At 73.1% G+C, this 18,216-nt stretch carries 14 protein-coding genes and 1 pseudogene; 10 read left to right on the forward strand and 5 right to left on the reverse strand.

What is annotated here, in order from left to right; translation table 11 throughout:
- The first annotated feature begins 243 nt into the window (after window positions 1–243).
- Window positions 244–1,248 carry an alpha/beta fold hydrolase gene (locus tag C1A33_RS24615; RefSeq protein ID WP_101833732.1) on the forward strand — a complete coding sequence of 335 codons (1,005 nt, stop codon included), beginning with the start codon at window positions 244–246 and terminating at the stop codon, window positions 1,246–1,248.
- A gap of 4 nt (window positions 1,249–1,252) precedes the next feature.
- Here the strand turns inward: C1A33_RS24615 and C1A33_RS24620 are convergent, their stop codons facing one another.
- Together C1A33_RS24620 and C1A33_RS24625 are read right to left on the reverse strand one after the other, a co-directional pair.
- Window positions 1,253–2,200, reverse strand: coding sequence for a PaaI family thioesterase (locus C1A33_RS24620; RefSeq protein WP_101833734.1), 948 nt, complete (start codon window positions 2,198–2,200; stop codon window positions 1,253–1,255).
- Window positions 2,201–2,248: 48 nt separating this feature from the next.
- Window positions 2,249–3,622 carry a M20/M25/M40 family metallo-hydrolase gene (locus tag C1A33_RS24625; RefSeq protein ID WP_101833736.1) on the reverse strand — a complete coding sequence of 458 codons (1,374 nt, stop codon included), beginning with the start codon at window positions 3,620–3,622 and terminating at the stop codon, window positions 2,249–2,251.
- 167 nt (window positions 3,623–3,789) lie between these two features.
- Between C1A33_RS24625 and C1A33_RS24630 the strand changes: the two genes are divergently transcribed.
- The 9 genes from C1A33_RS24630 to C1A33_RS24670 all read left to right on the forward strand — a co-directional run bounded on the left by C1A33_RS24630 (window position 3,790) and on the right by C1A33_RS24670 (window position 14,373).
- Entirely contained in the window at window positions 3,790–4,626 is an 837-nt protein-coding gene (locus C1A33_RS24630; protein ID WP_101833737.1) for a COG4705 family protein, read from the forward strand.
- 163 nt (window positions 4,627–4,789) lie between these two features.
- Entirely contained in the window at window positions 4,790–5,626 is an 837-nt protein-coding gene (locus tag C1A33_RS24635) for an undecaprenyl-diphosphate phosphatase (protein WP_101833739.1), read from the forward strand.
- Window positions 5,627–6,131: 505 nt separating this feature from the next.
- A complete protein-coding gene (locus C1A33_RS24640; RefSeq protein ID WP_101833741.1) occupies window positions 6,132–7,301 on the forward strand; it encodes a thiamine pyrophosphate-dependent dehydrogenase E1 component subunit alpha in 1,170 nt (389 codons plus the stop codon).
- Between the two features lie 50 nt (window positions 7,302–7,351).
- The gene (locus tag C1A33_RS24645) at window positions 7,352–8,335 is read left to right on the forward strand and encodes an alpha-ketoacid dehydrogenase subunit beta (RefSeq protein ID WP_101833743.1); all 984 of its coding nucleotides are present in this window, start codon (window positions 7,352–7,354) and stop codon (window positions 8,333–8,335) included.
- Between the two features lie 5 nt (window positions 8,336–8,340).
- Window positions 8,341–9,729, forward strand: coding sequence for a dihydrolipoamide acetyltransferase family protein (locus tag C1A33_RS24650; protein WP_101833754.1), 1,389 nt, complete (start codon window positions 8,341–8,343; stop codon window positions 9,727–9,729).
- A gap of 83 nt (window positions 9,730–9,812) precedes the next feature.
- Window positions 9,813–10,865, forward strand: coding sequence for a prephenate dehydratase (gene pheA / locus C1A33_RS24655; RefSeq protein ID WP_101833745.1), 1,053 nt, complete (start codon window positions 9,813–9,815; stop codon window positions 10,863–10,865).
- A 121-nt stretch (window positions 10,866–10,986) separates the two neighbouring features.
- The gene (locus C1A33_RS24660; protein ID WP_101833746.1) at window positions 10,987–11,976 is read left to right on the forward strand and encodes a ParA family protein; all 990 of its coding nucleotides are present in this window, start codon (window positions 10,987–10,989) and stop codon (window positions 11,974–11,976) included.
- 242 nt (window positions 11,977–12,218) lie between these two features.
- On the forward strand, window positions 12,219–12,845 hold the full coding sequence (locus tag C1A33_RS24665; protein WP_101833748.1) for a hypothetical protein: 627 nt from the start codon (window positions 12,219–12,221) through the stop codon (window positions 12,843–12,845).
- Window positions 12,846–12,984: 139 nt separating this feature from the next.
- Window positions 12,985–14,373, forward strand: a complete 1,389-nt coding sequence (locus tag C1A33_RS24670) for an FAD-dependent oxidoreductase (RefSeq protein WP_101833750.1) — start codon at window positions 12,985–12,987, stop codon at window positions 14,371–14,373.
- Between the two features lie 113 nt (window positions 14,374–14,486).
- On the opposite strand, the pseudogene C1A33_RS24675 reads toward C1A33_RS24670, so the two are convergent.
- The 3 genes and pseudogenes from C1A33_RS24675 to C1A33_RS24685 form a co-directional block, all read right to left on the reverse strand.
- Window positions 14,487–15,344: pseudogene (locus C1A33_RS24675) on the reverse strand (mycofactocin-coupled SDR family oxidoreductase).
- A gap of 117 nt (window positions 15,345–15,461) precedes the next feature.
- Entirely contained in the window at window positions 15,462–16,466 is a 1,005-nt protein-coding gene (locus C1A33_RS24680) for an LmeA family phospholipid-binding protein (RefSeq protein WP_101833752.1), read from the reverse strand.
- Between the two features lie 161 nt (window positions 16,467–16,627).
- Window positions 16,628–18,148, reverse strand: a complete 1,521-nt coding sequence (locus C1A33_RS24685; RefSeq protein WP_101833756.1) for a catalase — start codon at window positions 18,146–18,148, stop codon at window positions 16,628–16,630.
- Window positions 18,149–18,216 lie beyond the last annotated feature (68 nt).

The following is an 18,216-nucleotide window of genomic DNA, read 5'->3' on the forward strand; positions in this document are numbered from 1 at the left end:
GCCACGCCGAGCTCCTGGGCGGGCACCGCGAGGCACTCCAGTAGCCTCGGATCCACCCTGACGTCCCCATCCTCCCACTTCCCGGAGCACGGAATCGGACAGCGGCTCGCACTCGGACGATGCGCCACGCACCTAGATCGTTGACCAATACTTCGACCCGCACATACCGTCACCAAACGGCCGTATTCCGAACGTCGGCCGGCAGCCCGGCCCCCGCGTTCCCGATCCAACGGGTGGAGATTCATGCGTGCCTTCAACGTGAACGTGGACGTGTCCGGTCGGACGGAGCTCGGCGGGATGCTGTGGACGGCCACGACCATCCATCTGCCCGAGGACACCGACGGTCCGACGACCGTGCTGTTCGCGTTCCCGGGCGGCGGCTACGGGCGCAGGTACTTCCACATCGACGCGCAGCCGGGGTACAGCCAGGCGGCGCACCACACCGCGGCAGGCCTCGTCGTCGTCGCCTGCGACCACTTATTCGTCGGGGACAGTGCCCGGCCGGCCGACCCGCTGGCCCTGACCTACGAGAACCTCGCCGCCACCAACCACGCCACCGTGCGGCATGTGGTGGACGGGCTGCGCGACGGCACCCTCGCCCGCGACATCCCGCCCCTCGACGTGGCGAACGTCGTCGGCGTCGGCCACTCGATGGCCGGTGCCCTGCTCACCGTCCAGCAGGCGAACCATCGGACGTTCGACGGCGTCGCGTTCCTCGGCTGGAGCGGGCTGGGTGCGAGCCTGCCTGCGCAGGGAGGAGGGCGTGCCGGCTACACGTTCCCGGCCCGCGGCACTGATCTGCACTCCATCTTCGCGAAGGTCGTCGAGGCGGCGAGCCTCAACGAGGAGGAGTTCCGCTTCTTCCTGCACTGGCCGGACGAGGGACCGGCGCTGATGGAGGCGGATCTCGCCTGTTACCAGCCGTTCAGCGGCGTGATCCGTGGTGACACGCGCTCACCGTGGGGAAGCTCCACCATCCCGCCGTGCGCGGCCACCATGCTCACCGAAGGTGCCGTCGCGGTCGAGGCGGCGACGATCGACGTGCCGGTGCTCGTCGGCTGCGGGGAACGCGACATCGTTCCCGACCCGTGGGCCGAGCCGTCCGCGTACCGTTCGTCGTCGCAGGTGTCGCTCGTCGTCGTCCCGCGGATGGCGCACGCCCACAACTTCGCGCGCACCCGCGAGCGGCTCTGGGATCACGTCGTCGCGTTCGCGCGGCAGGCGCAGCCGACGAAGGTCGCCGCCTGAGCCGCTACAGCAGGCGGGTGCCGCGGGCCAGCAGGACGGGGCGCCCACGGGAGTCGGTGACGACGGCCCGGGCGACGGCGAAGCGGCGCCCGGCGTGCTCGACCTCGGCGGTGGCCGTCAGTGGCGTGCCATCGCCCGTGGCCGGCCGGACGTAGGTGAGGTCGAAGGTGGCCGCGTCGGGCTGACCGCCGTCGGAGGCCGGCGCCGCCTCGTCCAGAGCCGTGGTGATCGCCCGTTCCGCGAGCAGGGCGAGCACTCCGCCCTGCACGTGGCCACGCATGTTGGTCAGGCCGGGACCGGCGGCGGCGACCAGCGTCGCCCCGCTGGCCGAGGCACTGACCGTGCGCAGGCCCAGATGCGGCCGCCAGTCCCGCGCGGGCCGTCCGTCGCCCGCCGGCTCGGCGGACTGGTCCGGGCTCGCGTCCACAGCCGCGGGCGAGGCCTCAGCCGGGGCCGGGGGCGGGGTTGGAGACGGGATCTGTCGGATGACGCCGCAGCGGGTCGAGATGCGGGCGAGAACCTCGCCCGCCGCCGTGGTCACCTCGCCGCTGGCCAGGGCGCTGCGCTCGCTGGAATGCCCGAGGCTCGCCCGAACGCGCAGCCGATCACCCAGGGGGGCGCCGAGCCGGACGAACTCGACGGTCATCTCCAGCGTCGTCATCGTCAGGTCGACGGGCACGCAGGTCGCGATCGCCGAGCCGAGGGTGGCGTCGACGCCGACGAACAGCGCTCCGGGCAGTAACCGGCCGTCGTCGAGGATCCGGCCGTCGACGTGCTGGACGTAGGTGGCGTGGCCGGGTGACACGTCGGCGATCGTGGCGCCGAACAGGGTGTGGAGGGGTACCAGGTCGACGCCGGTGTCCGCCGTCGCCCGCAGGTGCGTGTAGAACGGCGATCCCCCGGCGACCAGCGGGGGGCGGACCGCGGGCGGGCCCTCGATGATCTCAGCCATTGGCCTAGACGCTAGCCGACGGCCGGTTCGCTGGGCATCCGATCGATCTCAGGCCCGGGCGGGCCGGGCGGCGAGGTGATGAAAGTAGTGGACGAACATGCGGATGCCACCGGCGGCCTGCGTCCAGTCGTAGTGCTCGTTCGGCGCGTGGTAGCCGTGGCTGGGCAGGCTCAGGCCGAGCAGGATGACGGGCGCGCGCAGATGCTGGTCCATGGTGAGCACGGCGCCGATCGAGCCGCCCTCGCGGACGAACGCGGGGCGCCGGCCGAAGGCGTACTCGACGGCGGCGCTGGCCGCCTCGGCGTACGGGCCGGTCCGCGGTCCGAGGTAGGGCGCCAGCGCGGCCTCAAGCTCCACCCGCGCGTCCGGGTGACGGGCCGTGATGAAGTCGCGGACCAGCGCGAACACGGCCTGCGGGTCCTGGTGCGGGACGAGGCGGGCGCTGAGTTTGGCCGTCGCGCGGGGCGGGACGACGGTCTTCACGCCGGGGCCGGTGTAGCCGCCGGTGAGGCCGTGCACCTCGAAGGTGGGCTCGGCCATCACGCGGCGCAGCACCTCGCGCGTGTCGGCACTGCGCAGCGACGTCAGGCCGTGGGCGGCCATGAACGTCGCGACGTCGAAGCCGGACGCGACGAAGTCGTCGAGCTCCTCGTCGGTGACGGGCGCGACCGTGTCGGCGAAGCCCGGGACGAGGATCCGCCCGCTGACCGGGTCCACGCACTCGCTGATGATTCCGGCGAGCTCGGTGAGGGGGTTGCGGGCGGCACCGCCGGTGAGGCCGGAGTGGGTGTCGTTGGTGCCGGTCTCGATCGTGACCTCGAAGGTGACCAGGCCGCGCAGGCCGTAGTCGATCGCCGGGCGGTCCGCGGCGATCCAGATGGAGTCCGACACCAGCACCACGTCGGTCCGCAGCCGGGAGCCCTCGGCGCGGACGAACGCCTCGAAGTTCGGGCTGCCGATCTCCTCCTCGAGCTCCCAGACGAACCGGATGTTCACCGGCAGTGCCCGGGCGACGGCGTACTGGGCGGCCTGCAGGGCGGTGAGCGCCGGGCCCTTGTCGTCGGTGCTGCCGCGGCCGGCGTAGCGCTCGCCGTCGACGGTCAGCCGGAACGGCTCGGTACGCCACTGCGCCGGGTCGGCGGGCTGCACGTCGAGATGGTTGTAGATGGTCACGGTGGGACGATCCGGGCCGGCGAGGTACTCGCCGACGACGACGGGGCTGCCGGCGGTCGGCACGACGCGGGCGGCGAGGCCGGCGTCGCGCAGCAGGGCGGCGGCGTGCTCGGCCGTGCGGGCGATGTCGGCGGCGTGCGCCGGGTCGGCGCTGACCCCGGGGATGGCGACGAGCTCGGCCAGGCGCCGCTCGAACTCGGGCCGGCTGGCGTCGACGTAGGCGTTCAGATCCTCCAGAGCGTCGGGCACCCCGCGATCGTACGGTCGCCACCCGTGGGCACCCCGGCAGGGGGCGCTGGCGGACGCCGCTCACACCGTCCTCACACCGCGCGCGTGATGTCCTGCCTGCGATCGCCGCGCCATCCGTACCTGCCAGACCGGCCCGCCCCTGCCAGACGTCGAAAAGAGCGCCCTCGATGCGGTCCCTGCTGCCCGGCCGGGAGCCCCTGGCTCCGAAGGTCCCCCAGATCACCGCCCTGTTCTGGATCATCAAGGTGCTCTCGACCGGCATGGGCGAGGCCACGGCGGACTGGCTGGCCGGGATCAGCCTCGTTCTGGCGGCGGCGGTCGGCCTGCTCGGGTTCGCCGCGGCGATGTGGCTGCAGCTGCGGGCCCGCCGCTACCAGGCCTGGATCTACTGGTTCGCCGTGGTGATGCTGGCCGTGTTCGGCACGATGGCCGCCGACGGGCCGCCGATCGGTCATCTGGGCTCCGCGGTCCTCTACGCGCTGGTGCTCGCCGTCGTCCTGGTGCGCTGGCGGCGCGCCGAGGGCACGCTGTCGATCCACTCGATCGTCACCCGGCGACGGGAGGCCTACTACTGGTCCACCGTGCTCGCGACGTTCGCGCTCGGCACCGCCCTCGGCGACGTGACCGCCGGCGACCTACACCTCGGTTATCTGCCGTCGGGGCTGCTGTTCGCCGGCGTCATCACGCTGCCGGTACTCGCCCGCCGCTGGGGCGTCCTGGGCGAGGTCGGCGCCTTCTGGGCCGCCTACATCGTGACCCGGCCGCTGGGCGCGTCGTTCGCCGACTGGCTCGGCAAGCCGGCGCGTCGCGGCGGGGTCGGTCTGGGTGACGGGACGGTCGCCGCGGTCGCGACCGTGCTCATCGTCGCCCTCGTCGCCTGGGCCGCGCGTGCCAGCGCACGGTCCCGCGCCGGCGCCCCGCTCCCGTCCACGATCGACACGGTCCCGCTGCCCCGCGGCCCGGGCCCGGGCCCGGTCCCGGTCACCCGGCGGTCGCAACCCTGACCCTCGAACCGGCCGCACACGCACGGTGTTCTACTGTGCGGTTCTCCTCAGACCACGACCGGCGCGGGGGGACGGACCGTCCGTCGGGCGGCGCCCGTCCGTCCGGCCGGCCCCGACCGCGCGGACCCGTCGCCGCGCCTGGATCACCTAGGGTTACCAACGCGTGAGCGCCATCAGTGTGGGTCAGGCTGTCGTACTCGGCATCGTCGAGGGCCTGACCGAGTTCCTTCCGGTCTCGTCGACCGGCCATCTCAAGATCACCGAGGGTCTGCTGGGGATCGACGTCGGCGACAAGGCCGTCGTCGGCTTCACCGCCGTCATCCAGGTCGGGGCGATCGCGGCCGTGCTGGTGTACTTCTTCAACGACATCCGCCGGCTCGTCACCGCCTGGTTCCGCGGATTGAGGAACCGTGAGGAACGCCAGCATCGCGACTATGCCTTCACCTGGTGGGTGATCTACGCGACGATCCCCGTCGTCCTGGTCGGAGTGGCGGCCAAACCGCTCATCGACGGCCCACTCGCCTCGCTGTGGGTGGTGGCCGCGTCGCTGGTCGTTGGCAGCGGCTTCATGTGGTACGCCGACCGGGTCGGCCGGCACAAGCGCGGCGAGGACGACATCAGCCTGACCGACGCGATGATCGTCGGTTCGTCGCAGATCCTCGCGCTGCTGTTTCCCGGATTCTCCCGCTCGGGCGCGACCATCTCCACGAGCCTGATCCGCGACCTGGACCGGGTCGCGGCCACCCGGCTGTCGTTCTTCCTGTCCATTCCCGCTCTGACCGGCGCCGGTCTGTACGAGCTGAAGGACGCCGTCGGCGGCGGGGTCTCGGCGCTGCCCGTGGTCGTCGGCACCATCGTCTCCTTCGGCGTCGCCTACGCCTCGATCGCCTGGCTGCTGCGTTTCGTGGCCCGCCACAACTTCGACGCCTTCGTCCTCTACCGCATCGCCGTCGCCGTCGTCCTCGTCGGCCTGCTCACCTCCGGCGCGCTCGAGGCCTGACCGCCCCCTCCGCCTGGCGCCCACCGGGCGCGAACGTCCCACCGAGGCTCCGTGACGGAATTCCCCCCGGATTCCGTCACGGAGCCTCGACGCATTCCGGGTCGACCGCGGCGACGCGTATGACACGCGGGATGCCCGTCCGCGCCGGCGGTCGCGGTGTGGCGGGCCAGGCTCACCAGAACGTCAAAACTCGCGGGAAACGCGATCGGCAGCCCCTCCTTCGAGCCATCGTCACCTTTTCGACGAAACGTAGAAGGTGGGCGCGGCAACATTTTCCGCGAGGCTGTCAACCCGACGTGATAATCGCCACGACCCAATCGCGAAAAGCCGAGGGAAAATCGATGGTGAGGGCCGCCGTACCGAGTTCCCACCGCGGGAACCGGCAATACCCCGGCCGACGTCGGAAGGGTGAGTGGAGACGGATCGCGACGACCACCGACGTGCCGGCCGGCGGGGCCACCGACCGCTGCCGCACCTTTCCGTCACCCAGTCCCGAAGGCGGGCCATGACCATCGTCGACGACAGCACCACCCCCGGGCTCGCCGAGCCGCCCACCGGGCACGGGCCACGCCGGGATCCGGCGCCGTTACTGCCTGATCCGCGGCCGGTGCGCGTCCTCGGCACCGACGCGGCGGCCGCCTTCGACCCCGGTCTGCTGCACGAGCTGCACCGCCAGCTGGTCCTCGGGCGCCGCTTCAACCAGCAGGCGACCACGCTGACCCGCCAGGGCCGGATCGCCGTCTACCCGGCGTCCACCGGCCAGGAGGCCTGCCAGGTCGCGGCGGCGATGGTGCTGAGCTCGCAGGACTGGCTGTTCCCGACCTACCGGGACACCCTCGCGGTGGTCGCCCGCGGCGTCCGGCCGATCGACGCGCTCACCCTGATGCGCGGGCACGCGCACAGCGGCTACGACCCGTACACGCATCGCATCGCCCCGCTGGCGACCCCGCTGGCCACCCAGGCGGCGCACGCGGTGGGCCTCGCCCACGCGGCCCGGCTGCGCGCCGCGGCGGATCCGGCGTCGGCCGAGGACCTGGTCGCGCTCGCGCTCGTCGGCGACGGCGCCACCAGCGAGGGCGACTTCCACGAGGCGCTCAACTTCGCCGGTGTGCTCGGCGCGCCGGTGGTGTTCCTCGTCCAGAACAACGGCTACGCGATCTCCGTGCCGCTCGCCCGCCAGTCCGCCGCGCCGACGCTCGCCCACAAGGCCGTCGGGTACGGGATCGTCGGGCGCCTCGTCGACGGCAACGACGTGCTCGCCGTGCACCGCGTCCTGTCCGAGGCCGTGGCGCACGCCCGCGCCGGCCGCGGCCCGGTGCTCGTCGAGGCGATCACCTACCGGCTGGAGGCGCACACCAACGCCGACGACGCGAGCCGCTACCGCCCGGCCGGCGAGGTCGACGCCTGGCGCGCCCGCGACCCGGTGACGCTGTTCGAACGGCACCTGCGCGACGTCGGCCTGCTCGACGACGCCCGCGCCGACGCGGTGGCGCGGGCCGCGGAGGAGCTCGCCGCGCACATCCGCGCCCAGTTCGACGCCGCCCCGGCCCCCGACCCCGGCTCGCTGTTCGAGCACGTCTACGCCCAGCCCACCGCGCAGCTGCGCGAGCAGGCCGCCGACCTCGCGGCCCGGCTGGCCCTCGAGGCCGACGGCACCGACGGAGGTGCCGCGTGAGCGCGACGACGACACGCAGGACGACAGGCCCGACGACGAGCGGCACGACCATGGTGGCGGCGCTGAACGCGGCGCTGCGCGACGCCATGGCCGCCGATCCCGCGGTGCACGTCCTCGGCGAGGACGTGGGCTCGCTCGGCGGCGTCTTCCGGGTCACCGACGGCCTGAGCGCGCAGTTCGGCGAGCGGCGCTGCCTGGACACGCCGCTGGCGGAGGCCGGCATCCTCGGCACCGCGATCGGCATGGCCATGTACGGGCTGCGGCCGGTCGTGGAGATGCAGTTCGACGCGTTCGCCTACCCGGCGTTCGAGCAGCTCGTGTCGCACGTGGCGAAGATGCGTAACCGCACCGGCGGGCGGATGGGCCTGCCGATCACGATCCGGGTGCCCTACGGCGGCGGTGTCGGCGGCGTCGAGCACCACAGCGACTCCAGCGAGGCGTACTACGCGCACACCCCCGGCCTGCACGTCGTCACGCCGGCCACCGTCGCCGACGCCTACGGCCTGCTGCGCGCGGCGATCGCGTCCGACGACCCGGTGGTCTTCCTGGAACCGAAGCGGCTGTACTGGTCCACCGAGCCCGATCCGATCGCCGAGGCGGGCGCCACAGGCGCGGGCGAGGTGGCGCCGATCGGGCAGGCGGTGGTACGCCGTGCGGGCACCTCGGCGACGCTGCTGACCTACGGGCCGTCGCTGCCGGTCTGCCTCGACGCGGCGCGCGCCGCCGAGGACGAGGGCCTCGACCTGGCCGTGGTGGACCTGCGCTCGCTGGTGCCGTTCGACGACGAGACCGTCTGCGCGGCGGTGCGGGCCACCGGGCGCGCCGTCGTCGTGCACGAGGCGAGCGGGTTCGGCGGGGTCGGCGCGGAGATCGCCGCCCGGGTGAGCGAGCGCTGTTTCCATCACCTCGCCGCGCCTGTGCTGCGGGTCACCGGCTACGACATCCCCTACCCGCCGCCGATGCTCGAGAAGCACCATCTGCCCAGCGTCGACCGCGTCCTCGACGCGGTCGCCCGGCTCCAGTGGGAGGCGTGAGCCCCGTGGCACCCGTGCGTGCATTCGCCCTGCCCGACCTGGGCGAGGGCCTGACGTCCGCCGAGATCGTCCGCTGGCTGGTGGAGGTCGGCGACGTCATCACCATCGACCAGCCGGTCGCCGAGGTGGAGACCGCGAAGGCCGTCGTCGAGGTCCCCTGCCCGTACGCGGGGGTGGTGACGGCCCTGGCCGGGCCGGCGGGCACCACCGTCCCGGTCGGCACTCCCCTGATCGCGGTGAGCGCGGGAGAGCCAGGCGACGTCGAGGCCGTGGTCTCCTCGGCCGCGATCTCCTCGGCCGCGGCGACCACCGAACCGAGCCCGCGCGCGGGCAACATCCTGGTCGGCTACGGCCCGGCCGAGCCGGAGCTGCCGCGCTCCCGCCGCCGGCGCCCAACCCCCGCTCCCGCTCCCGCTCCCGGCGCGGGCAGCGGCAGGATCCCGGCTCCCCGGGACGAGGCGGCCCCGTCCGGTCCGCACGCCGCCCCGCCACGGCCAGGCAGCCGGGCCGCGGGCAGCGTCGCGGTGGTGTCGCCGCTGGTGCGGCGGCTCGCCCGCGACCACGGCGTCGACCTGCGCACGCTGCGCGGCAGCGGCCCGGGCGGTCTGATCACCCGCCGGGACGTGCAGACCTCGATCACCGGCGCGGTCCCCGGCACGGACGCCGGCCCCGGCACCGGGACGTCCCTCGACGGGGAGGTGGAGGCGTTCGACGCGGTGCGGCGGCGGGCCGCACGGGCGTTCAGCCGCAGCCGCGGCGAGGTGCCCGACGCCACCTGCTGGGTGGATGCCGACGCCACCGCCCTGCTCGCCGCCCGCGACACCCTCAACGCCGGCGGCGCCGAAGTGCGCATCGGGGTCCTGGCACTGCTCGCCCGGATGTGCGTTGCGGCGCTGCTGCGGGCTCCCGAGCTCAACTCGTCCGTCGTCACCGACGCGTCCGGCCAGGCCAGCGGGCTGCGCCGCCACGGCGCCGTGCACCTCGGCTTCGCGGCGCAGACCCCGCGGGGGCTCGCCGTCCCGGTCGTGCGCGACGCCCACCGGCGCGACACCGCCGGCCTCGCCGCCGAGATCGCCCGGCTGACCGCGGCCGCGCGGGCCGGCCGGCTCACCCCGGCCGAGCTGACCGGCGGCACGTTCACCCTGAACAACTACGGCGTGTTCGGCGTCGACGGCGCGGCGCCGATCATCAACCATCCGGAGACGTCGATGCTCGGCGTCGGGCGGATCGTCCCCCGGCCGTGGGTGGTCGACGGCGCGCTCGCGGTGCGCCGCGTCGTCCAGCTGTCGTTCACGTTCGACCACCGGGTCTGCGACGGCGCCACCGCGGGCGCGTTCCTGCGCTTCGTCGCCGACGCCGTCGAGGATCCCACCGCGCTGCTGCGCCACCTCTGATCACCCGCCGCAACCCCTCCTTCCGCTGACTGCCTCCTTTTCGCGGCGCCGACGGTGCCGCCCGATCCACGAGGAGGTCTGCCGTGACCGTCCGGGCCCGCTACACCTATCTCGGCCCCGAGGGCACGTTCACCGAGGCCGCGCTGCGCACGCTGCCCGAGGCGGCGGACGGCGAGCTGATACCCGCCGCCTCCGTCGCGGCGGCGCTCGACGCGGTACGCCGCGGCGACGCGGCCGGCGCGCTGGTACCGATCGAGAACTCCGTCGAGGGCGCGGTCACCACCACGCTCGACGAACTCGCCACCGGCAGCCCGTTGATGATCTACCGCGAGGTGGTGCTGCCGATCAGCTTCGCCCTGCTGGTCCGCCCGGGCACGACCCTCGACGACGTCAAGACCGTCACCGGCCACCCGGTCGCACAGGCGCAGGTGCGACGCTGGCTCGCGGCGAACCTGCCGCATGCCGAATGGGAATCCGCGTCGTCGAACGGCGAGGGCGCCCGGCTGGTCCGCGACGGGCGCTACGACTGCGCGTTCGCCGGCGCGTTCGCGGCGGCGCCCTACGGCCTGGACGCGCTGGTCACCGACATCAACGACACCGCCGGGGCGACGACCCGCTTCGTGCTGGCCGGCCGGCCCGGGCGCATCACCGCGCCGACGAGTGCCGACAAGACGTCCATCGTGGCCTGGCTCGACGACGACCATCCGGGCGCGCTGCTGGAGCTGCTGCGGGAGTGGGCGGTGCGTGGGGTGACCCTGATGCGGGTCGAGTCGCGGCCGACCGGCGAGGGGCTCGGCCAGTACTGCTTCTCCATCGACGCGGAGGGACACGCCCGCGACCGCGCGGTCGGCGAGGCGCTGATGGGCGTGTACCGGCGGTGCCCGAAGGTCCGCTTCCTGGGCTCCTACCCGCGCGCCGGGGCCGAGGCCAGCACCGATGCGGGCCCTGTCGCCGGCCGGCCGGATCGCACCGTGGGGCATCCGACGGCGGCGGGCGGCAGGTTCGTCGAGGCGGCCGACTGGCTCGGCCGCTGCCTGGACGGGGTCAGCGGGTCCGACCGGGTGGGCCGCGCGCATCGGGCGCCCCGGCCGCGGCGGGCGGACCGGATGGACGGGGTGGCCGGAAGCGGGCGATGAGGGCGATTCGCCACGCCCCGTAGTCTGCTTGTGAGCCGTTCACGAACGGGACGTCCGTCCGGCCACACAGGAATGGCGACTTCCGCGAACGGGCGGACGTGCGCCCGGGAGCGAGGATGCGGTGAAGGTCGTGGCGATCGCCAGCTACAAGGGCGGGGTGGGCAAGACCACCCTCACGGCCAACATCGGCGCGGCCATCGCACGGCTGGGCAAGCGGGTGCTGATGATCGACCTGGATCCGCAGGCGAACCTGACGTTCTCGTTCTACCCGGCGGAGGTGTGGCGCCTCGAGCTCGCCGACCAGCGCCGCACCGTCAAGGCGTGGTTCGAGAGCTGGCGGCCGGACACGACGCCGCCGCCGCTGGCCGGCTATGTCACCACCCCGCCGACCGCGGCCGAGGTGATCGCCCCGGGCGGCGGCCGCCTCGACCTGCTCGCCTCCCACCTGGCGCTGGGCGACGTCGAGATGGACCTCACCGCTCGTCTCGGCGGCGCGCAGGCCCACCGCTCGACCCGGCACTACTTCGAGGTCTACGAGCGGCTCGCGACCGGGCTCGCGTCCTTCGACGCCCAGCCCTACGGCGCCCGCCCCTACGACCTGGTCGTGATCGACTGCCCGCCGCACTTCGGCGTCGTGACGCGGGCCGCGATCGCCGCCTGCGACCACGTGCTCGTCCCCGCCCGCCCGGACCTGCTGTCGACGCTCGGCGTCGAGCATCTGCTCGGCAAGATCGGCCGGTTCGTCTGGGAGTACAACCGGGTCGGGGAGTTGCAGTCCGGCGTGCATCCGGCGGTCAAGCGGCTCGACCCGCGGGTGCTCGGCGTCGTGTTCATGATGGTCCAGTACTACCGGGGCCGGCCGACGAGCTTCCTGCGCCGCCACATCGACCAGATCACCGAGCTCGGTGTGCCGACGTTCACGTCGATGATCCGCTCCAGCCACCGGTCCTTCGCCGGCACCGGGGACGCGTACCTGCCCGCCGTGCTCTCCCCCGACACCCCCTACGACGTGGCCTGCGAGCTCGTCGACCTGGTGGAGGAGTTCCTGCGCCGTCTCGGCGCCTCCGGCCTCGGCGAGGGCGGCATCGGCGACTGGCGCGGCGAGATCTGAGCCGCGCGCCCCGCTACCAGCGTCGACGAGCCAGCGCCTGAACCAGCTGGGCGCATCTACCGTCGCGCGCCCCGTCCCGCCGCGGCGAGGCGAGGCGAGGCGAGGCAAGCGACGCTCATCACCCGTCATGTACCGGGTACGATGCGTGCAGATCCCGCCAGGTCGACCGATGTCCGGGCAGGACCGCACATCCGGTGGGCCTGACCGTCCGCGGCGGCGCCGGATCATGGGTTGGGGGACCTGTGAGCAGTGACTCCGGTGGTGGCAGCGGCGGTCTGCTGGGCAGCCGACACGTCGCCTTCTGGACGGTGCTCACGGGCGTCATCACCGTCCTCACCCTTGGCGTGGGCCTCACGGCCAGACTGACGTCGGGACCAGCCCGGCCGACCCCGTCTCCGACCGTGCAGCCCCCGCCCACGCCCAGCCCGACGCCGACGCCGGTGGCGACGACGGACGCTCCGACCGGGACGCCGAGCGGCAGCGATCCGCCGAACTCCACGGAGAGCCCGGACGATGGCGAGACCCCGACGCGGCGTCCGGCACCGCCGTCTCCCGCGGGCGTCGCCGCGCTGCGGTACACCTTCGCCGGCGCGAGCGAGTATCCGTGCTCGGCCGAGGGACGGCTGCGGTCGCTGTTCGGGGCGCCCGTCTCCCTCGTCCTCGCCAACGGCAGCTCGCAGCCGGTGCAGCTCTATTACCTGGACGCGGTGGGAAACCGGATCGCGCAGGCCACTGTTCCTCCCGGGCGGCGCTACTCGGTGTCCACCCACCTCGGTGATGCCTGGCTCGCCGCGACGGCGCAGGCGGACTGCATCGGGATCTTCGCCCTGCGTGCCAACAGTGTCGTCCAGTTCGTCGACGGGAGCTGAGATCGACGGGAGCTGAGGCGGCGACCGCGACGCCGACGCGGCGGCGAACGGCATTCCTTGCGCCACGATCCGGAAGTCCCTACGTTGAGGGCGCGTGGTCGGCGCCACACATGTCGGGAGGACGACGGAAGGCGGGCTCATGTCCGAGGGATCCGTGACCGCACCACTGACCGTAGCTGTCGTCGGCTCCGGGCCGTCCGGCTTCTACGCGGCGAGCAGCCTGCTGGAGCAGGCCGGCGTCGACGTGCGGGTGGACATGTACGAGCGGCTGGCGACACCGTGGGGCCTGGTGCGCTCCGGCGTCGCCCCCGACCATCCGAAGATCAAGGCGGTGTCAGGCGTCTACGCGACGATCGCCGCGCACGAGAACTTCCGCTTCTTCGGCAATGTGCACGTCGGCCGCGACGTCACCCGCGAGGAGCTGACCGCCCGCTACGACGCCGTGCTCTACGCGGTCGGCGCGCAGAGCGACCGGCGCCTGGGCATCCCCGGCGAGGACCTGCCCGGCAGCGTCTCGGCGGTCGACTTCGTCGGCTGGTACAACGGCCACCCCGACTACGCCGACCAGGCCTTCGACCTCAGCGGCGAGCGGGCCGTGGTGATCGGCGCCGGCAACGTCGCGCTCGACGTCGCCCGCATCCTCTGCTCCCCACATGACCGCCTCGCCCGCACCGACATCGCCGACCACGCGCTGGCCGCGCTGCGCACGAGCGCCATCACCGAAGTGCTGGTCGTCGGCCGCCGCGGCGCCACCCAGGCCGCGTTCACCACGCCGGAGCTTCGGGAGCTGCCGGAGTTCACCGAGTCCGGCGTCGACGTCGACCCGGCCGAGGTCGCCGAGCAGCCCGGCGAGGAGGCGCTGTCCCGGCTGGTCAAGCGCAACCTCGCCGTGATGCGCGGGTACGCCGCCGAACCGACCGAGCGCGGCGCCCGGCACATCACGCTGCGCTTCCAGCGCACGCCGGTGGAGATCCGCGGCGACGGCCGGGTCGAGGAGATCGTCTTCGCCCGCAACGCGCTGACGACCGACGCGGACGGCTGGGTGAGCGCCGTCGACACCGGCGAGCGGGAGACCGTACCGACGAGCCTGGTGCTGCGCGCCGTCGGCTACCGCGGTGTCGCGCTCGACGGGCTGCCCTTCGACGATCGCCGCGGCGTCATCCCGAACGAGGCCGGCCGGGTGACCGGGTCGGACCGCGAGTACGTCGCCGGCTGGATCAAGCGCGGCCCCACCGGCATCATCGGCACGAACCGCAAGTGTGCCGCCGAGTCCGTCGGCCGCCTGTTCGCCGACCTCGACGCGGGCCTGCTGCGCCGCCACGACCGCGGCGTCGCCTTCGACCCGGTCACCGAGATCGAGACCTGGTTGCGCGGCCGCCAGCCGCACCTGGTCACCGAGAACGGCTGGCAGCTCATCGACGCCACCGAACGCGCCTACGGCGAGGGGGCCGGCCGCCCCCGGGTGAAGCTCGTCCTCACCGACGAGCTTCTCGACATCGCCCTCGAACGGGAGACCGCGTCGCGCTGAGCGACATCGGCGCTGCCCGGGCGGCGCCGATCCGCGCCGTCGGCGCCGACAGGTAACGATCTTCGCTGTCGGCGCCGACAGGAACCGGTCGGCGCCGACGACCGGGCGGCGCACTACTTGACGGCGCCGCCCGCGTCCACCGGGATGGCGGCGCCGGTGATGAACCGGCTCTCGGCCGAGGCCAGGAACAGCACGGTGTCACTGACGTCGGCCGCCTCGATGTACGGGACCGGCAGCAGGTTGAGTGTCTGGAAGCCCTCCAGCGCGTCGTCCTCCGTCGGATGCTCCAGGTCGGGGCGGAAGGCGCGCATCGTCGCCTCGTTGATCAGCATCGGCGTGCGGACGTTCGTCGGATGGATGGAGTTCACCCGGATGTGGTGCGGCGCCAGCTCCTGGGCGTAGCACCGCACCAGGCCGACCAGGCCGTGCTTGGACTCCCCGTAGCCGCCGCCGGCGCCGATGGCGCGCAGGCCGGCCAGCGAGCTCGTCACGATGATCGAGCCGCCGTCACCGCTGTCGATCACGGCCTGCTTGCAGGCCTCCACGGTGCGGAACACGCCGGTCAGGTTGATGTCGACGACCTGTGCGAACGCGCGCGACCGGGAGGCCGGGTCGGTCGGGCCGACGAACGGTGGGACGATCCCGGCGTTCGCGCAGACGATGTCGAGGCGGCCCAGCTCGCCGACACCGTCGGCGACCGCCGCCAGTAACTGGTCGATGTCGCGGACGTCGGCCTGGCGGGCGACGACGCGCCGGCCGAGCGCCTCCACGGCGCGCACGGTCTCCTTGAGGTCGTCCGGCGTGGCCAGGGGGTAGGGCACGCCGTCGATCGGCGCGCAGATGTCGACGGCGATGATGTCGGCGCCCTACTCGGCGAGGCGGACGGCGTGGCTGCGGCCCTGGCCGCGGGCCGCCCCGGTGATGAACGCGACCTTGCCCCGCACCCGGCCCGTCTCCTGCGCACGTTCCATCGCGTACTCCATTCCGGGCGCGCGGGCGCCGGCGACGGCCAAGCCCGATCCCGGCGTGTTTCGTCCGTGTTGACGCTAGCCGCTGCGCGGGTCGGGCGACGGCGGCTTCGAGGCGTCTCAGCGAGTGCCGGTGGGACGGCAGGGCTTCTGGTCGGCGGTGGACATCTCGATGTTCCTGGCGGTGGCGGCCAGCGACAGGCCGGTGGCATCGGTGGCCGCGCTGGTGACGGTGAGGTCGAACGGCAGCTGGCTGACGGGGATCGGGATGGCCGGCAGGAGGCCGCCGAGGCCGCCGAGCGGGATCGTGAGGTGGATCAGGCCGTCCAGCGAGATCTGCGAGGGCACCAGCGTCACCTGGTTGTCGCGCACCGAGAAGGTGGTGACGCCGGAGACTCGCTGGTCGCCGATCAGCGGGACGCTCGCCGTCGCGGAGACCCGCACGCTCTCGCCACCGTTGACGGGCGTGACCTGGATGTGGTTCGGCTGGGTGGCCAGGTAGGCGTTGAGGTCGGTGTAGGTCATCCGGACGGTGGCCCGCATGTCGTCGACCCGGATCGTGCCGTCGCCGCCGGTGGCCAGCCGCCACATCGGGACGTGCACGCCCTCGACGTCGATGCCGACCCGCTCGACCCGGGGACCGGCCGTCGGCAGGCCGGTCATGGTCATGCCGACGTCCTGGAACGACCCGGTGACCACCTGGGTGAGGAACGGGACGCCGCCGATGTGCACGTCGGACACGGTCGGCGGGGTGGTGCTGCACGGCAGGTCGGCGAGGGCTCCGCGGCGGATCTGGCCGGCCATCTCCCGCTCGGCGACGGCCACCGCAACCCGGTCGACGACCAGAAACTGCAGGATCAGCGCGACCAGCGTGACGCCGACTATCAGCGCCAGCCGCCGTCCACCCGCCACGCTACGGCCGCCGCCGCCGCCGAAGCGGGCGCGGCGGGTCGCCGTCGGCCCACCAGGCCCACCCGGGCCGCCCGGCTCGACCGCGACGGCCGACCCACGCCACGACTCCGACCACGGCTCCGGATCCAGCGCTGAGCCGGCGGATTCCGGCGCCGTCGGCGGCAGGTCCGACGAGACGTCGATCGGCTGGACGTCGTGCCGGGCCTCGGCCATGGTCAACAGCGTAACCCACGCGCCGCCCGCGACCGTCCGCCAACCCGCCGCACCGCACGCGGCGCCGGCTCCCCGGGCCGAAGGCGCCGGCTCCCCAGCCGAACGGTCATCGGTGCGTCCGCGCCCGGGGAGCCGTCGCCTGCGGGAGGCCGGCGCCTGGCTCAGGCCTTCGCCTGGGCGGCGGCGCGGGGTGGGTTGGCCTGCGCGGCCTTCGGGTCCGCCTCCCCCCGCTTCGCCCGCACACCCTCCTCGATGTGGGTGCCGAGCTCCTTGTCGACGTTGCGCCAGTACTCGAAGGCGCGCACCAGGATCGGCTCGGACACGCCGTTGAGAAGGTGGCCGACGACGTTGTCCACCAGCCGGGCGCGGGCCGCGTCGTCGAGGACCTCGCGGACCATGGTGCCGGCCTGGCTCCAGTCGTCGTCGTCCGGGCGCAGCGAGTAGGCGGTGCGGACCATCTCGCCGTCGGCGTACCAGAGTCCACCGTCGTCGGTGAGGCCCGGCTGGGCGGCCGGCCCGCCGTAGGAGTTCGGCGCGTACACCGGGTCGGACACGTTGTGGATGCGCATCGCGCCGTCCTTGGAATAGCTGTGGACGGGCACCTTCGGGGAGTTCACCGGGATCTGCTTGTAGTTCACACCGAGCCGGGCGCGGTGGGCGTCGGAGTAGCTGAACCCGCGGGCGAGCAGCATCTTGTCCGGCGACAGCCCGGTACCGGCGACGATGTTGTTCGGCTCGAACGCCGCCTGCTCCATCTCGGTGTGGTAGTCGGCGACGTTGCGGTTCAGGGTGAGCCGGCCGACCTCGTGCAGCGGATAGTCGCCGTGCGGCCAGACCTTGGTGAGGTCGAACGGGTTGATCCGGTAGGTCTTCGCCTCGTCGAACGGCATGATCTGCATCTTGAGCGTCCAGCTCGGGAAATCACCGTCCCGGATGTGCTCGTACAGATCGCGCTGGTGGTAGTCCGTGTCGATCGCGGCCATCTGGTCGGCCTCGTCCTGGGTGAAGAAGTCGATCCCCTGATCGGTCTTGAAGTGGTACTTCACCCAGAACCGCTCGCCGGCCGCGTTGATCCACATGTAGGTGTGGCTGGAGTAGCCGTTCATGTGCCGCCAGGTCCGCGGGATGCCGCGGTCGCCCATCAGCAAGGTCACCTGGTGCGCGGACTCGGGCGAGAGCGTCCAGAAGTCCCACTGCATGTCGTGGTCGCGCAGGTTGTTGTCCGCGCGGCGCTTCTGGGAGCGGATGAAGTGCTGGAACTTCATCGGATCGCGGATGAAGAAGACCGGCGTGTTGTTCCCGACGATGTCGAGGTTACCCTCGCTGGTGTAGAACTTCACCGCGAACCCGCGCGGGTCCCGCCAGGTGTCCGGGCTGCCCCGCTCCCCCGCCACCGTCGAGAACCGGATCAGCACGTCCGTCGTCGCTCCCGGCGCGAACACCGCGGCCCGGGTGTAGGCGCTGACGTCCTGGGTCACCTCGAACGTCCCGAACGCCCCGCCACCCTTGGCGTGCGGCTGCCGCTCCGGAATCCGTTCCCGGTTGAAGTTCGCCATCTGCTCGATCAGGTAATGATCCTGAAGGAGCACCGGCCCATTCGGCCCGACGGTCAGCGAGTGCTCGTCGCTCGCGACGGGAATCCCCGCGTCGGTCGTGGTCGGACGCCGTTCCTGTGTGCTCACCACGCACCCCTCATCCTGCCGGCATCATCGCCGGTCGCGTGCAGTCCCGCCGCCCCCCGCCTACCCAC

Origin of the sequence: Frankia canadensis (genome assembly GCF_900197875.1) — a bacterium.
Classification (GTDB): domain Bacteria; phylum Actinomycetota; class Actinomycetes; order Frankiales; family Frankiaceae; genus Frankia; species Frankia canadensis.

What these genes read in the sequence shown, in the direction of transcription:
- C1A33_RS24615 (WP_101833732.1), top strand. Translation starts at nt 244, where the DNA reads ATGCGTGCCTTCAACGTGAACGTGGACGTGTCCGGTCGGACGGAGCTC.
- C1A33_RS24620 (WP_101833734.1), bottom strand. Translation starts at nt 2,200, where the DNA reads ATGGCTGAGATCATCGAGGGCCCGCCCGCGGTCCGCCCCCCGCTGGTC.
- C1A33_RS24630 (WP_101833737.1), top strand. Translation starts at nt 3,790, where the DNA reads ATGCGGTCCCTGCTGCCCGGCCGGGAGCCCCTGGCTCCGAAGGTCCCC.
- C1A33_RS24640 (WP_101833741.1), top strand. Translation starts at nt 6,132, where the DNA reads ATGACCATCGTCGACGACAGCACCACCCCCGGGCTCGCCGAGCCGCCC.
- C1A33_RS24645 (WP_101833743.1), top strand. Translation starts at nt 7,352, where the DNA reads ATGGTGGCGGCGCTGAACGCGGCGCTGCGCGACGCCATGGCCGCCGAT.
- C1A33_RS24670 (WP_101833750.1), top strand. Translation starts at nt 12,985, where the DNA reads ATGTCCGAGGGATCCGTGACCGCACCACTGACCGTAGCTGTCGTCGGC.
- C1A33_RS24680 (WP_101833752.1), bottom strand. Translation starts at nt 16,466, where the DNA reads ATGGCCGAGGCCCGGCACGACGTCCAGCCGATCGACGTCTCGTCGGAC.